This window comes from Enterobacter sp. 6722112, assembly GCF_058661685.1.
The window spans coordinates 2458225-2472796 of record NZ_JBZWGR010000007.1; the positions used below are offsets into that span (position 1 = coordinate 2458225).

Genomic DNA, 14572 nt, shown 5'->3' on the forward strand with positions numbered 1-14572 from the left:
TTAAGCCCTTTTCTTCCGGGCTACGTCATCAGGCTGGCTGATTTCGTTGAGCAGGCGGGTGGAGAGAAGAATACCGGTGTGGATCTGTTGCAGATCGTCCACGCGGGATTCCTGAGTCAGACGCGTAATAGTCTGCGGGTTATCAAAACGGAACTGGCAGACAAGTTGATTGGTTTCAGCCAGCTTGACCATTTGCGGGAGGGTTAATCCACCCAGCATGGTTGCCATCTCTTCGTTAACACCCAGACGAAACATCGCTGACGGTTTGTCCTGACTAATCAAACGCTGCGCGAGCAATAAATACGACAAATTGATGTCATAAATATGTTTTAGCAACTCGGATGTATGCATTTTTCCCATCCCGAATAACCAACTATTATTTTTATGCGGAAAGACCGCACCCCGTGATGTCGCCGGGAAATCACCCGGTATAAAAAGAAAAGGCCAAATGCATAGTTGAATTTAGGTTTGTACGTCGTAAAGCGCGTGACCGGTTAACATGGCCAAAATGTCGGTTACACATTTTATCTTTTCTTACAAATAACTAAGATTTTTCCTAATTCGACGCAAACTCTACTCGTCAGTTTTGACACATACAATGCAGCCCCCCCTGGAATTTAAAAAAAATGTGATCTCCGTCACATAATTTACGCGAATGTAACCCATAAATCCATCAGCGTGACTTGTAATTTGACTATTTATTGAGCAACTGAAGCTTGTTTATATTCTTATGGAACGAATACTCATGCAGAGGGATGAGGGGATCGGGTATGAAAATTGCTACGTCGAAGAAGCACTGCCCTTTCGCGTCACAACGGGCGCGAACGCCAGAGAAGAGACGGAGTTAATTAAGTAAAAACAGCAGCTTAAGTTTTCCTTTCGAGAAAAAAGTTTCCATGGGTAACCATCATGCTTGCGTTGACGATCGGTTAACGCGATTTAACAGCACGGAAGGCTAAATGTGTGATTTACGTTAAGTTGTTAATTACTTTCATTTAGCGTCCCCATTTCGTTATTCTTCTTATAAGAATAATTAATGAATAATTATGATAAGCTTCACACTATTGTCGCATGTGCCTCTTGCAGAAGCGGCAGATTCGCGGTAAAGCTTGAGAAACGTGTCATTCTGACATAAAAGGAGTGTGTGATGAGTTACTCCCATCTTCTTGTTTCTGTTGCGGTTTCCCCCGAAAGTCATCAACTCGTCGCCCGTGCCGTTTCCATTGCCCGCCCGAATAATGCCCGCATAAGTCTGATTACCCTGGCTGCTGAACCCGAAATGTATAATCAACTGGCAGCGCCAATGCTGGAAGATATTCGTGAGGTTCTTCAGGAGGAAACGCAGCAATTTCTGCGCGAGCTGGTTGAGCGGGCAAAATATCCTGTCCACCAGACGGTGATTGCCACCGGCGAGTTAAGTGGACATATTCTCGACATTTGTCAGAAACAGAATGTTGACCTGGTCATTTGCGGAAATCATAACCAGAGCTTTTTTTCCCGGGCGGCATGCTCGGCAAAATCCATCGTTTCGTCAAGCCAGGTGGATGTCCTGCTGGTGCCTCTCGGGGGCAATTAATGCCCCCGGAGAAAATCAGGCGAGTTTAGGGAAGGTCGCGATCTTTTTTTGCAGATCACCTTCCTGAGTTTGCGGCTGGATCGCGCGCAAATCGTCAATAAAACGCGCCTGCCAGCGGTTGATATCATTCTTAACGATGGTCTCCATCATTTCTGAATGACGTGAAATACGTTCCGCAAGCGGCATGGTTAACGCGCGGTTCAGGGCATTTGCCACGTCATCGCGATCGTAAGGGTTCACAATCAGCGCGGAGGTTAACTCGTTTGCCGCACCGGCAAATTGGGACAGCACCAGCACGCCCGGGTCAGCAGGATCTTGTGCTGCTACATACTCTTTTGCCACCAGATTCATCCCGTCGCGCAGCGGGGTGACCAGCCCGACGTCCGCATAGCGGAACACTTTCATCAGGATTTTGCGCTCAAAGTGCTGATTCAGATAGAAAAGTGGAGTCCAGCCAAGCTGACCATAGCGCCCGTTGATGCGCCCTGCTTCGGTCTCCAGCTGGTGACGAATATCCTGGTAAGCCTGAACCTCACCGCGCGAGGTCGGCGCTATCTGGGTATAGCGGATCTTGCCGTGATGCTGCGGGAATTTATCCAGCAGGGTTTCATAAGCGAGGAATCGCTCCGGCAACCCTTTGGAATAATCCAGTCGTTCAACCGAAAAGATATTCTTAACGTGCTTGAGTTCGTCCTTGAGCTGGGCAAGCTTCGGCGGCAGCGGACCAGAGGCCTGCTCGGCGATTTCGTCTGGCTCAATACCAATCGGGTAGACTTCGGTATGGAAATTTCGTCCCCACGCGGTGTGAGATTTGCCGCCGTGAGTGACCAGCCGGGTTTTACCCGACACGCTGTCGAGGAACGCCAGCCTGTCATTTTCCGTCTGGAAACCGAGCAGGTCGTAATCAGACAATGCTTCAAGAATTTCATCATGCTGCGGCAGCGCCGTAAAGATCTCCGGGGTCGGGAACGGAATATGCAGGAAGAAGCCGATCCGGTTCTTCACACCCCGTTTACGCAGCTCCCTGGCGAAGGGCAGCAGATGGTAATCGTGGATCCATAAAATATCGTCTTCTTCGATTAGCGGCAGCAGTTTATCTGCCAGCAGCGCGTTAACGCGCATGTAGCCTTCATAGGATTCACGCTGGAATTTCACCAGATCCAGACGATAGTGAAACGCTGGCCACAGCACGGCGTTTGAGAACTCGGAATAATATTCATCGTAGTCCTTCTCGCTAAGGGCGAAGGAGGCCCACGTGATATTGCCCCGTGACACCTTTTTTAGCGGTTTCTCATCATTACTGATTTCCCCGCTCCAGCCAAACCAGAGACCACCCGCGGCTTTGAGGGCACCTAATACCCCGACCGCCAGGCCACCGGCACTGGCTTTTTTATCATCCGGCGGTGCGATGCGATTAGAGACGACGACTAAGCGACCCATAATGATTTCTCCCGTTGTTTTGCGCTATTTGTTGTTGTTGCTGGTTAGCGACGTCAGATATCCACTGCCAGACGCTGGCGACATTTTCCAGCCGCCATCCGGCAATGGTTTCACCAGATCCAACCTTGACAGACATGCCCTGGGCCTGGTTTACCACCCTGAACCCGGCCTCGTCGGTCAGGTCATCCCCAAAAAAGACTGGCGTACGCCCTTTGAACGGCGCTTCCGCCATAAACGCTGCAATGACAGCGCCTTTATTAATTCCTGCCGGTTTAATCTCGACCACACATTTACCCGGCTGTAACGCCAGCTCCGGATGGGCTTCCGCCACGCTTCTTGCCACCGCAAATATCGCCGCCTCATGATGGGGCGCCTGACGGTAGTGCAGCGCAAAGGCCATGCCTTTGGCTTCCAGTTCCGTACCGGGAAGCATTTCCAGAGCCGAAGAGAGTTGCGTATGCAGCGCCTGAATCAGCGTGTCGGGGAGTGAAACTATATGCAGTTGATCATGGATATCGCGGCGCTCCGCTCCGTGCACACCGGCCAGCGGAAAGTGATAAGGACTGGCGAGCACGTCCAGCTCGGCCATTGAGCGCCCTGAAATCAATGCCAGTGCCCCCTCGTTCTGTCGGGAGAGCTGCTGCAAATTCTCTAACACCGTGTCCGGTACAACGACGTCATCCGGATGCGGTTCAATCCCGGCGAGCGTCCCGTCGAGGTCAAAAAAGAAAGCAAATTTTCCGGGCAGTACAGGCGGTGCGGTTAACAAGTCAGCCACCCTAATCCTCCTTACAGTGAACAAAACAGCCATGTAAGTATAGACAGTGTGACGGTGCTCGCCATTTGGCAACCGGCCCGTCAGCAAAACTGGCGGGCCGGTCAGGGGGTCAACTATGGTTAATAGTTGAGCATATTGATGGCTAAAAATAAATCAGACGGTACGCTTCGCTTTTTGCTTGTAACGGTCGAAGATCACCGCTGCCAGCAGGATCAGGCCGCGTACGACGTACTGAGAGAACGGAGAAATATTAAGCAGGTTCATGGCGTTCTCCACGGTCCCCAGAATGAGGATCCCCGCCACCACATATGAGATTTTTCCGATGCCGCCCTTGAGGGAAACGCCCCCTAAAACGCAGGCTGAGATGACGATCAGCTCATATCCAATGGAGGTCATTGGCTGGCCGCTGGTCATACGCGACGCCAGAATAATCCCCGCCGCCGCCGATACCAGCCCGGAAAGCACGAAGATAATGATCTTGGTCCGTACGACCGGGACACCCGCCAGACGCGCCGCCTCTTCATTGCCGCCAATCGCCAGCGTGTTACGGCCAAAGGTGGTGCGGTTAAGCAGGAAACCGAACAGGATCAAACAGCCTACCGTCAGCCAGATTGGCGCAGGCAGCCCCAGCCAGTTGGCATAGCCCAGCGTGAAGAAACGCTCATCTTCAATCCCCACGGCTTTCCCGTCGGAGATGATATAGGCCAGACCGCGCACGATTTGCATGGTTGCCAGCGTCGTAATCAGGGCGTTAATCTTCAGGCGCGCAATGACAAACCCGTTCACCAGGCCGCTCAGCACGCCGAGCAGCAGCCCGGCCAGCACGCCGATCCACAGGCTTTCGGTCATGTTGATCACCACGGCAGTGGTGACGCCAGCACAGGCAATCACCGAGGCAACCGACAGGTCAAAATCGCCGGAGGCCAGGCAGAACAGCATTCCGCAGGCCACCATGCCGGACATGGAGATAGCCAGCCCCAGCCCCTTCATATTGATGAACGTGGCGAAATTCGGCACAAAAATCGCGCAGGCGACGAACAGGGCAGCAAAGACCACCAGCATGCCGTACTGGTCCCAGATGCGGCCAAAACTGAAAGCCGACTTCGGCGCTCCGGATGTAGTAACAGAAGACATCATTGACTCCTTACTCAGGCGACAGCCTGGCTAACTTTAGGCATGGCGAGACTCAACGCCTGTTGTTCATTCGCCTGTTCATGCAGCAATTCACCGGCAATTTCACCTTCACGCATCACAACAATGCGGTCGGCGACGCCCAGCACCTCAGGCAGATCGCTGGAGGCGAACAGGACCGCCACACCGCGTTTTGCCAGTTCATAGATGACGTTATAGATTTCGTGTTTCGCCCCCACGTCGATACCGCGCGTTGGCTCATCCAGCAAAATGACCTTCATGTCTTCCGACAGCCAGCGCCCCAGAATGGCTTTTTGCTGATTGCCGCCGGACAGGTTCATGATCAGCTGTTCAGCCCCGGGGGTTTTGATGTTCAGCGAACGGATATGGTGATCCGCGTTGCTCGCCTCCCAGCCGTCGTTAATCAGACATCCCGCACGGATGAACTTGCGCCGGGCAGAGATGTTGATGTTGTCGCGCACCGAGTGCACCGGAATAATGCCCTCGGCCTTTCGATCCTCCGGGCAGAGCATAATCCCCGCGTTAATCGCCTGCGCAGGCTTCTGAATATCGACCTTTTTCCCGTCGACGTAAACCTGGCCCTGGGTTATTCGGGTGCCGCCAAACAGCCCTTTCATCAGCTCGCTGCGCCCTGCCCCCACAAGGCCAAACAGCCCGACGATTTCGCCGCTGCGCACCGAGAGTGAAATGGGCATGCGCACGCCCGGGGCTTTGACGTTATCCAGACGCAGACGCTCAGGGCCATACTCGCGCGGTTTCCAGTGGTAAATATCCCCCAGATCGCGTCCGACCATCGCCTGCACCAGTTGGTCATGGTTGACCTGCTGCATATCGGTGAAGGTGCGCACGTAGCGGCCATCTTTAAACACGGTGATGGCATCGCTTAAGGCAAAAATCTCTTCCATTCGGTGAGAAACGTACAGAATGATGCGGCCCTCTTTGCGCAGCTCGCGGATCACGCGAAAGAGATTTTCTATTTCACGCGCCGAGAGCGAGCTGGTTGGCTCGTCAAAAGCGATAATTTTGGCGTTACGTGCCAGCGCTTTGGCAATTTCCACCATCTGCCACTGGCCGATGGAGAGATACTTAAGGGGCGTTTGCGGATCGACATCCAGCCCAAGGTGCTTGAGCTGCAAGCCCGCTTCATAGTTGAGCAGCGAGCGGTTGACCACGCCGCTTTTATGCGGAAGCTGGCCCAGATAGATGTTCTCCGCCACGGTCATTTCAGGAATGAGATGCAGCTCCTGATAGATGATGGCGACGCCCGCATTTAACGCTGCCGTGGTGTCGGCAAAGGCCACCTCTTCGCCGCGAATAGCCAGCGTGCCGGTGGTGGGCGTGTAGTTGCCGCTGAGAATTTTTAGCAGCGTGGATTTTCCCGCGCCATTCTCCCCCATCAGGGCGTGAACCTGGCCGGCATAGCAGTCGAAGCTGATATCGGTCAGCGCGTTTACACCGGGGAACGTTTTACCGATGCCGCGGAAAGAGAGATACGGATCAGACTGTTGCATAACGACTCCGTGATTCCTGTAGTGTGTACATCTGGCCCCTCACGGTGAGTGAGGGGCGCAATCACAGCGTATTACTTACCGCCCAGTCCTTTTTTCGCCAGCTCCTCTTTGAAGTTATCGCGGGTGATCAGCACCACATCGGTCACTTCGGTGAATTTCGGCGGCTCAACCCCTTTGGTCACCCAGTTGTAGAGCATTTCGCTGGATTTATAGCCGTGGACATCCGGGCTTGGCAGCAGAGAGCCGTAGAAACCGGTCGCCTGCGCTTTAGACAGTTCGCTCACGGCGTCAACGCCGTTGATGCCGATCCCGATCACGTCCGGTGCTTTAAAGCCCTGGCCTTCCGTTGCACGCACGCCGCCCAGTACGGTGTTGTCGTTCATCCCCACCACCAGCCAGTGCTTCACTTCCGGATGCTGGACGAGCATGGAGTTCGCCGCATCAAAGGCGCCCGGAATATCGTTGGATTTGGTCGGAACTTTGTAGATCTGTTTTTCCGGGAAGCCAGCCGCTTTCAGGGCGTCCATGGACCCGGTGGTACGACGACGGGCGGTGTCCAGCTCGTCAGCGGTAATGGCCATCACGGCGGTCTCTTTGACATCCCAGCCGCGTTTTTGCATCTCTTTGTAGAGCTCCTGGCCCTGACGCTCACCGATTTTAGTGGCCGCCATCATTACCAGCGGAACGGTATCCATCGGTTTACCTTTGGCGTTCACGAACTGATCGTCCACCGCAATCACTTTCATGTCGTAACCGCGCGCTTTCGCGGCAATCGCTGACCCCAGTTTTGGATCCGGCGTACAGATAACGAAACCTTTCGCGCCGCTGGCCGCCAGGCTATCAATGGCGTTCAGCGTTTTCTCACCGTCAGGTACGGCGATTTTAATTACCTCAAATCCCAAATCTTTTCCGGCTTTATCAGCAAATTTCCATTCGGTCTGGAACCACGGCTCTTCCGGCTGTTTAACCAGAAAACCGAGCTTTAAATTTTCAGCGATAGCGGATTGTGACATAACGGCAGCCAGGCCGATGGCCGCCAGCGCTTTAGTAAATTTGTGCATGGTAAACTCCAGCTTTAGCATTCTTATCTGTAGGGAATAATGGCGAACAACTTATTTAATCGGACTTAAAACAAGGCATTAGCGCTTACCTCGTCATAAGCGTTATTGCTGGAGATAGTTTTAGCGGGAAATTAATCATCCATAAGAGAGCGACATCACACCGCAGAATTACAGTAATTGCGTACATAAATTCAGCGAAAAATGACATAAAAAAGGACCTAATTGTCCTACAAATGGAAGGGAGTTAAGCAGGATTATCCATAAGGTCAGCTAAGAAATCCCTGTAACCCGGACGCCTTAGCGCCCGGCAGAAAAATTACGAGCGGTAATAGATGTGTTCAGCATGATCGCGCACGGGGGCGTCGTCACCCAACAGACGAGCAGAGAGCGCCAGCGCAAAGTCAAAAGCGTGCCCCAGCCCCTTGCCGCTGATGAGGTTATTATCCACCACGACCGGCGCATCCACATATACACCCTCATCAACGCTCTGCCAGAGATCGCCGGAACAGACGTAGCGACGCCCCTTCAGTAGCCCGTTACCGCCCAGCACCCGCGCGGCCGCAGAGCAGATTGGGCAGATGAGTTTGCCCTGCTCGTCATGCGCGGAAACAAAGCGGAGCACCTGCTTGCTAGCCGCAAGATTGACGCTCCCCTGCGGCCCACCGGGCAACACGACTGCGTCATACAGCGTATTAATGCGCTCCGTTAACGTACTGTCAGCCACCATAGGGATATTGTGGTAACTCACTACCGCACGGGACTCCGCACAGGCCAGCGTCTCCACCTCAATCTGTAAACGCCGCAGAATATCAATCGTGATAATCGCTTCTGCTTCTTCAAAACCGGGTGCCAGCAGCACCGCAACGTTAGCCATCATAAACCTCAACGAATGAAACGATGTAAAACAGTGTTTCATTTTCACTCTTTATCAGATCACAATCTTGCGACGCGATCACAGAAACGTATATTGAGTGAAAATTGATTTAGCTCAAATTTGATACGACAGGATATATTTGCAGATATTATTTCTGATTTAACACTTTTACAGAATTTCCCGCCAAAGAACGTTTCCTGAAACGATAAAAATGAGCGATATTAATTTTACACCCATTAAAATCAACAAGTTATATTAAATATACCCGTGATCATTGAAGACGCTTGATTTTTCAGCAACAGGAGATCATGCTGTCCCCATGAAAATCTTTATCACTGACCAACAAAAAGCTGAACTTGAGCGTCTTCATGACTCCAGTCGTGATAAGCGCGTTTGCGATCGCATTAAAGCCATTCTTCTGGCCTCCGAGGGCTGGAGTTCGGCCATGATCGCTCAGGCTTTACGCCTGCATCAGACTACTGTTGACCACCATATCAGCGAGTTTCTGAACAAAGGCAAGCTGAAGCCCGAAAATGGCGGCTCAGACAGCAAACTCAGCGCTGAACAAACGGCTTTTTTAATCAGCCACTTATCCGACAATTTATTTTACCATACCCGTGATATTGTCGCGTTTGTCGCGCGGACATGGAACATCGTTTTCAGCATTCCGGGAATGAATAAGTGGCTGCACCGGAACGGCTTCACCTATAAAAAACCGTCAGGCGTCCCGCATAAATTCAGTGAAGAGAAACAAAAGCAATTCATTGAATATTATGAGGAACTCAAAGCCACCGCAGGTGATGAACCGGTTCTTTTTATTGATGCTGTCCATCCGACTCAGGCCACCAAAATAGGTTATGGCTGGATACGTAAAGGCCAGAGAAAAGCGGTAAAAACAACAGGTAGTCGTACACGGCTGAATATCATGGGGGCGCTGAATCTGAAGGCCCCGGAACATCCGCTAATCTGCGAATATAAAACGGTTAATGAATACAACGTATCTCGTTTTTTCAATGAGATACGTAAAATTTATCCAGATTATCAGCAGAAAGTTCATGTTATTCTGGATGGTGCTGGTTATCACCGTTCACAGTTAGTGAAAGACTGGGCGGAGGTGGTAAATATAAAACTTCATTACCTCCCGCCGTACAGCCCGAACCTGAATCCGATAGAACGAATGTGGAAGTTAATGAACGAACATGCCCGGAATAACCGCTACTTCAGCAACAGCAGGGAGTTCAGGGATGCAATATCTGAATTTTTCAGCCATACGTTACCGGGGATAGCGGGTTTTCTGACGTCCCGAATTAACGATCATTTTCAGGTGCTCAAACCTGCATCTTGAGGTTTATTGGGTATACAATCTCTTAACCCTCTTTCTATTCTGGGCTATATTTAAATTTGTAATGTATGGTAAACACAGCCTTATTAAGAGTTTTCTTAAGTCAAAGAGAAGCGTATGCTTATTTAAATCGAACACAGGAAGTGAATTTTCGAGTTTTTTACCTTGCAGAAATCTATTTCTGCCATTCAATCGTCAATACCTGCCGGGTCAGGTTAAGTAGCGGACATCAAGTCCCACAGTCAATAAGGATATGAGAATGACTACCCAAACGATGATGCAAAAACTGAATGCCCAGATGAACCTGGAGTTTTATGCTTCAAATCTGCATCTGCATTTGAGCGCGTGGTGTTCCAGAAAAAGCCTCAACGGCACTGCCACCTTCTTTCGTACTCAGGCGCAAAGTAACGTCACGCACATGATGCGCGTCTTTAACTTTTTGAAAGCTGTCGGGGCAAACCCTACCGTCAAAGAGCTTGAAACGATTGAAGATAATTACACTTCTCTGGAAGAACTGTTTCAGAAAACGCTCGAAGAGTATGAGCAACGCTGTGCGAAGCTGAGCAAACTGGCTGATGAAGCCAAGGCGCAACAGGACATCATTACCCTCAAGTTTTTACGCGATATGGACAGAGAGCAGCAGCAGGATGGCATGCTGCTGAAGACGCTCGCAGATGAAATCCGCAATGCGAAACGCGCGGGGATCTGTCTGGAGCAGACGGACCGCCATCTTCTCGACATTGCGACCGTGCAACACCACTAAGTCCTTCACCCGCTCCCGTCAGGGCTGAGAGTTCCCCACAAAATAATGCCTGCACAGACGGCCCCCTCTCCCTTGAGGGAGAGGGCTGGGGTGAGGGGGAACATACGGCTCTGGTGGTCATTCCGTTCACTTTATGTTCCTTGCTACTCTGTCACGGCATAACCGGTGAACGTGCCAGGGTGGCTCAGTCGCCACCACCCTGGCGACCCGGGCTTCCGGCGTAAAATCGCCGCTTCGCGGTACCTTCGGCTTATTCCTTCCGGCTTATCGGGGACGGGCGGAGGTAACATCCCTGTAAAGCCCGCCCTCTCGGCGCATCCCTGCGCCTCGCCCCGGCCTACAGGAAACGCCTCAGCGATTTACAGCCGGACCAGGGCATCGCTGAAAGCCTTCAGTTATTCTGAAGGCAACGTTATCGCTTTTGCTTTCAAATTACTGGGGATCCCTCAGCCCGTCAGGGAGTGGGTACCAACTCCCTGCTTTTGCTGACATTTAACAAATCAGATCTTGCTCCCAATGAATAACCATACATCGTGTAATGATTTGTTTAATTACATTCATTAACGAGGGAGCATCATGATCACCATTGAGTTTATTGTCATTATCCTCTGCCTGCTGATAGGCACCCGCTTCGGCGGGATGGGCCTGGGGCTGATAAGCGGCATCGGCCTGTTTGTTTTGAGTTTTGTCTTTGGTCTGCAACCCGGTAAACCGCCGGTTGACGTGATGCTCACGATCCTCGCCGTCATCGGCTGTGCCGCCACGCTACAGACCGCCGGTGGCCTGAATGTAATGATGCAGTTTGCAGAGCGCCTGCTGCGTAAACATCCCCAGCACATCACCCTTCTCGCACCGTTTACCACCTGGATGTTGACCTTCCTGTGCGGGACCGGGCACGTCGTCTACACCATGTTTCCCATTATCGCGGATATCGCCCTGAAAAAAGGCATACGCCCGGAACGGCCGATGGCGGTGGCCTCGGTGGCATCTCAGATGGCGATCACCGCCTCCCCCGTTTCCGTGGCCGTCGTTTCGCTGGTCTCGATTCTGGGTGCGCAGCATGGTATCGGCCACGCGTGGGGGATCCTCGAAATTCTTGCGGTCTCCGTACCGGCCTCACTGTCTGGCGTCGCCATTGCGGCACTGTGGAGCTTGCGTCGCGGGAAAAACCTCGCAGACGATCCTGAATTTCAGGAAAAGCTGAAAGATCCGAAACAGCGGGAGTTTATCTATGGAGGAACGGAGACGTTGATGGATCAACGTTTCCCGAAACAGGCCTACTGGTCCACGTGGATCTTCTTCGCCGGGATTGCCGTAGTGGTCCTGCTGGGTGCGCTGCCCGAGCTGCGTCCGGCGTTTGAGATCAAAGGGAAAACGACAGCCCTGTCGATGAACCTTGTCATTCAAATGATGATGCTGATCGCCGGGGCCATCATGCTGATGACCTGCAAGGTGAATGCGCCGGCCATTTCAAACGGGGCGGTATTTAAGGCGGGGATGGTCGCGATTTTCTCGGTGTTTGGCGTGGCGTGGATGAGCGATACCTTTTTTCAGGCGCATCTCGACGAGCTGAAAATGGCGCTGGAGGGGGTGGTGAAAAGTCATCCCTGGACGTATGCCATCGTGCTGTTCCTGGTATCAAAACTGGTCAACAGCCAGGCTGCGGCCTTGACCGCGGTCGCCCCGATGGGGTTGATGCTGGGCATCGATCCGAAAATGCTGGTGGCCTTCTTCCCGGCATCCTACGGCTACTTTGTGCTGCCCACCTATCCGAGCGATCTGGCCTGTATCGGGTTCGATCGCTCCGGCACCACCCGCATCGGTAAATTCATCATCAACCACAGCTTTATTCTGCCGGGGCTGATTGGCGTCAGCTGTGCCTGCGTGGTGAGCTATCTGCTGGTGCAGACGTTCTTCTGATCCTTCTGCGGGCGACAGGCTCTGTCGCCCTTCGACGTAAAAGCAGAAAAGAGTTTCTAATTTTAAAACATCGGTTTATTTTAGTGAGACTCGCCCTGCGGTGTGAAGCGGAGTTCAATCAGCGCAATCGCTTTCTGGATCGCGCGGAGCGTAACCGGGTCCGCCGCAGCAGGATGGTTGGTGAAATCGATGTTTTTCAGTTGGGTCGACATCTTTTCGCGCACTTCTACCGGCGCGATAACGTCAATTACATCAAGGATTTGTTTGATAACCAGCTGGCAGGCGACGACGTCAGATACCAGTTCCTGATCGGCGCTCAGGTTTTGTGACATGGGGTTCTCCTTATTCAAAGGCCGCCATAGTAGCAAAACAGACGCCCTTCCATCTCCCTCTCGTCGTCCGCAGACATAAAAAAACCTGCCGAAGCAGGTTTTTTTATCAGAACATCGCACCCGGTGGGACGTCTTTAAACGTTGTGCAGTAGTTTGCCCACATGCTTTTCAGGATTTTGCGCAGTTTCATTATGTTGCTCCAGTAACGTGTTATGCAGGTGTTATTGTCAATACGCTTATAATATGACCACCATCACAAAAATCAACCATTTTGTGACTTGCGTCACGGTTATTAAACCCTCAGTGCTGCTGGTTTGTTAAAAAAAGCCATGATAAATCCGCACGTTACAGGCTTATAAATTCTAGTAAATGTTTATAAAATTTTTTGAGCGGGCAGGAAGAGAATGAGTGAAAACGTATCCGGCAAAGAAAGCCGTGGATTATCGCCTGCGGCGCTGCTGGTGGCCGGTGCTTTCTTTATGGAGTTTCTGGATGGGACGGTGATCGCCACCGCGTTGCCGGATATGGCAAAAAGCTTCGGCGACCAGGCGGTGGATCTGAATATCGGCATCAGCGCCTATCTGATCACCCTGGCCGTACTGATCCCCGCCAGCGGCTGGATCGCCGACCGCTTCGGCGCGCGAAAAGTGTTTGCCCTCGCGCTGGCGATCTTCACGCTGGCCTCGGTATTTTGCGGCCTGTCCACCACGCTCGATCAGTTCGTTGCGATGCGCGTCCTCCAGGGCATGGGTGGCGCGCTGATGGTGCCCGTAGGTCGCCTGGCCGTGCTACGCACCACGCCAAAACATCAGCTCATCACGGCAATCGCCACCCTGACGTGGCCTGCGCTGGTCGCGCCGATCATCGGCCCGCCGCTGGGTGGGTTCATTACCAGCTATGCCGACTGGCGCTGGATCTTCTTTATTAACGTGCCGCTGGGGATAATCGCCATTTTGCTGGCACTGCGCATCATTCCAGACCTGCATGAAGATACGCGCCGACCGTTTGATTTACCGGGTTTTGTTGTCACCACCCTTGCCATGGTGAGCCTGGTTTATGCGATGGAGTTGATGGGCGCAGAGCCTCTGCGAACAGGATTAACCGCCACGCTGTTTATCGTCGGTGTCGTCGCCTTAAGCCTGGCGCTGCGTCACTTTAAGCGGGCAACCTGGCCGATGATCAGGCTCGATGCGATGCAGGTGCCGACGTTTCGCGTCACCCTGTACGGCGGATCGCTGTTTCGCGCCTCCATCAGCGCGGTTCCGTTCCTGTTACCGCTGATGTTCCAGGTCGGCTTTGGCATGGACGCGTTCCATTCTGGCCTGCTGGTGCTGGCGGTTTTCGTTGGCAATCTCACCATTAAACCGGCGACGACGCCGCTGATCCGCAGCCTGGGGTTTAAGCGGCTGTTGCTGATTAACGGTGCGTTGAATGTCCTGGCGTTGCTGGCCTGCGCGTTTCTTACGCCGCAGACGCCCGCGTGGCTCATCATGCTGATCCTTTATCTGGGCGGCGTTTTCCGTTCGATTCAGTTTACAGCCATCAGTACGTTGGCTTTTGCGGATGTGCCATCGGCGCAGATGAGCTATGCCAATACTCTGTTTTCAACCGCAACGCAGCTTGCCGTGGGGCTTGGGATCACGCTCGGGGCGATTGGTATTCGTATCGGGGAAAAAGTCAGTGAGGCGATGGGGATTGCCGGTATGCCGGGAATGAGCTTCCGGCTGGCATTTGTGGCAATCGCGCTGATCTGCCTGGTGGGAATGGTTGACACGCTGCGGCTGACTAAAGATGCGGGCAGCGCGGTCTCATCGAAAAAGTAA

General features: G+C 52.6%; 14 protein-coding genes. 5 read left to right on the top strand and 9 right to left on the bottom strand.

Annotated features, from left to right (window positions below; genetic code table 11):
• The gene (gene flhD / locus AC4OVU_RS13245) at window positions 1-351 is read right to left on the bottom strand and encodes a flagellar transcriptional regulator FlhD (protein WP_003859693.1); all 351 of its coding nucleotides are present in this window, start codon (window positions 349-351) and stop codon (window positions 1-3) included.
• Between the two features lie 796 nt (window positions 352-1147).
• Between flhD and uspC the strand changes: the two genes are divergently transcribed.
• On the top strand, window positions 1148-1576 hold the full coding sequence (uspC, locus tag AC4OVU_RS13250; protein ID WP_017384418.1) for a universal stress protein UspC: 429 nt from the start codon (window positions 1148-1150) through the stop codon (window positions 1574-1576).
• A 15-nt stretch (window positions 1577-1591) separates the two neighbouring features.
• Here the strand turns inward: uspC and otsA are convergent, their stop codons facing one another.
• The 6 genes from otsA to AC4OVU_RS13280 form a co-directional block, all read right to left on the bottom strand.
• Window positions 1592-3016 (bottom strand): alpha,alpha-trehalose-phosphate synthase, encoded by a 1425-nt coding sequence (gene otsA / locus AC4OVU_RS13255; protein WP_015570257.1) that lies wholly within the window; start codon window positions 3014-3016, stop codon window positions 1592-1594.
• Window positions 2991-3794 carry a trehalose-phosphatase gene (gene otsB / locus AC4OVU_RS13260; protein WP_491928699.1) on the bottom strand — a complete coding sequence of 268 codons (804 nt, stop codon included), beginning with the start codon at window positions 3792-3794 and terminating at the stop codon, window positions 2991-2993. Before otsB ends, otsA begins: the two co-directional genes overlap by 26 nt.
• A 153-nt stretch (window positions 3795-3947) precedes the next feature.
• A complete protein-coding gene (araH, locus tag AC4OVU_RS13265; RefSeq protein ID WP_003859689.1) occupies window positions 3948-4928 on the bottom strand; it encodes an arabinose ABC transporter permease AraH in 981 nt (326 codons plus the stop codon).
• A 14-nt stretch (window positions 4929-4942) separates the two neighbouring features.
• Window positions 4943-6457 (bottom strand): L-arabinose ABC transporter ATP-binding protein AraG, encoded by a 1515-nt coding sequence (gene araG, locus AC4OVU_RS13270; protein ID WP_110292690.1) that lies wholly within the window; start codon window positions 6455-6457, stop codon window positions 4943-4945.
• 71 nt (window positions 6458-6528) lie between these two features.
• The gene (gene araF, locus AC4OVU_RS13275; RefSeq protein WP_017384422.1) at window positions 6529-7518 is read right to left on the bottom strand and encodes an arabinose ABC transporter substrate-binding protein AraF; all 990 of its coding nucleotides are present in this window, start codon (window positions 7516-7518) and stop codon (window positions 6529-6531) included.
• 316 nt (window positions 7519-7834) lie between these two features.
• Window positions 7835-8392, bottom strand: a complete 558-nt coding sequence (locus AC4OVU_RS13280) for a DJ-1 family glyoxalase III (RefSeq protein WP_110292692.1) — start codon at window positions 8390-8392, stop codon at window positions 7835-7837.
• 319 nt (window positions 8393-8711) lie between these two features.
• Here AC4OVU_RS13280 and AC4OVU_RS13285 point away from each other — a divergent pair, with 319 nt between their 5' ends.
• The 3 genes from AC4OVU_RS13285 to AC4OVU_RS13295 all read left to right on the top strand — a co-directional run bounded on the left by AC4OVU_RS13285 (window position 8712) and on the right by AC4OVU_RS13295 (window position 12417).
• Complete coding sequence (locus AC4OVU_RS13285; RefSeq protein ID WP_040118421.1) at window positions 8712-9737, top strand: IS630 family transposase; 1026 nt, start codon at window positions 8712-8714, stop codon at window positions 9735-9737.
• A 256-nt stretch (window positions 9738-9993) separates the two neighbouring features.
• The gene (locus tag AC4OVU_RS13290; protein WP_045911142.1) at window positions 9994-10497 is read left to right on the top strand and encodes a non-heme ferritin-like protein; all 504 of its coding nucleotides are present in this window, start codon (window positions 9994-9996) and stop codon (window positions 10495-10497) included.
• A 576-nt stretch (window positions 10498-11073) separates the two neighbouring features.
• On the top strand, window positions 11074-12417 hold the full coding sequence (locus AC4OVU_RS13295; RefSeq protein ID WP_129541382.1) for an anaerobic C4-dicarboxylate transporter: 1344 nt from the start codon (window positions 11074-11076) through the stop codon (window positions 12415-12417).
• A gap of 80 nt (window positions 12418-12497) precedes the next feature.
• Here AC4OVU_RS13295 and AC4OVU_RS13300 read toward each other — a convergent pair whose 3' ends face one another.
• Both AC4OVU_RS13300 and azuC read right to left on the bottom strand, forming a co-directional pair.
• Window positions 12498-12749 carry a DUF2766 family protein gene (locus AC4OVU_RS13300; RefSeq protein WP_003859683.1) on the bottom strand — a complete coding sequence of 84 codons (252 nt, stop codon included), beginning with the start codon at window positions 12747-12749 and terminating at the stop codon, window positions 12498-12500.
• A gap of 106 nt (window positions 12750-12855) precedes the next feature.
• The gene (gene azuC, locus AC4OVU_RS13305; RefSeq protein ID WP_003859682.1) at window positions 12856-12939 is read right to left on the bottom strand and encodes a stress response protein AzuC; all 84 of its coding nucleotides are present in this window, start codon (window positions 12937-12939) and stop codon (window positions 12856-12858) included.
• Window positions 12940-13153: 214 nt separating this feature from the next.
• Here azuC and AC4OVU_RS13310 point away from each other — a divergent pair, with 214 nt between their 5' ends.
• Window positions 13154-14572, top strand: coding sequence for an MFS transporter (locus AC4OVU_RS13310; protein WP_017384426.1), 1419 nt, complete (start codon window positions 13154-13156; stop codon window positions 14570-14572).

Bases quoted from the DNA above. Each gene is read 5' to 3' on its own strand.
- AC4OVU_RS13300 (WP_003859683.1), bottom strand. From the start codon at position 12,749: ATGTCACAAAACCTGAGCGCCGATCAGGAACTGGTATCTGACGTCGTC.
- araH (WP_003859689.1), bottom strand. From the start codon at position 4,928: ATGTCTTCTGTTACTACATCCGGAGCGCCGAAGTCGGCTTTCAGTTTT.
- AC4OVU_RS13290 (WP_045911142.1), top strand. From the start codon at position 9,994: ATGACTACCCAAACGATGATGCAAAAACTGAATGCCCAGATGAACCTG.
- AC4OVU_RS13280 (WP_110292692.1), bottom strand. From the start codon at position 8,392: ATGGCTAACGTTGCGGTGCTGCTGGCACCCGGTTTTGAAGAAGCAGAA.
- AC4OVU_RS13295 (WP_129541382.1), top strand. From the start codon at position 11,074: ATGATCACCATTGAGTTTATTGTCATTATCCTCTGCCTGCTGATAGGC.
- AC4OVU_RS13310 (WP_017384426.1), top strand. From the start codon at position 13,154: ATGAGTGAAAACGTATCCGGCAAAGAAAGCCGTGGATTATCGCCTGCG.
- otsA (WP_015570257.1), bottom strand. From the start codon at position 3,016: ATGGGTCGCTTAGTCGTCGTCTCTAATCGCATCGCACCGCCGGATGAT.
- araF (WP_017384422.1), bottom strand. From the start codon at position 7,518: ATGCACAAATTTACTAAAGCGCTGGCGGCCATCGGCCTGGCTGCCGTT.
- araG (WP_110292690.1), bottom strand. From the start codon at position 6,457: ATGCAACAGTCTGATCCGTATCTCTCTTTCCGCGGCATCGGTAAAACG.
- azuC (WP_003859682.1), bottom strand. From the start codon at position 12,939: ATGAAACTGCGCAAAATCCTGAAAAGCATGTGGGCAAACTACTGCACA.
- flhD (WP_003859693.1), bottom strand. From the start codon at position 351: ATGCATACATCCGAGTTGCTAAAACATATTTATGACATCAATTTGTCG.
- AC4OVU_RS13285 (WP_040118421.1), top strand. From the start codon at position 8,712: ATGAAAATCTTTATCACTGACCAACAAAAAGCTGAACTTGAGCGTCTT.
- uspC (WP_017384418.1), top strand. From the start codon at position 1,148: ATGAGTTACTCCCATCTTCTTGTTTCTGTTGCGGTTTCCCCCGAAAGT.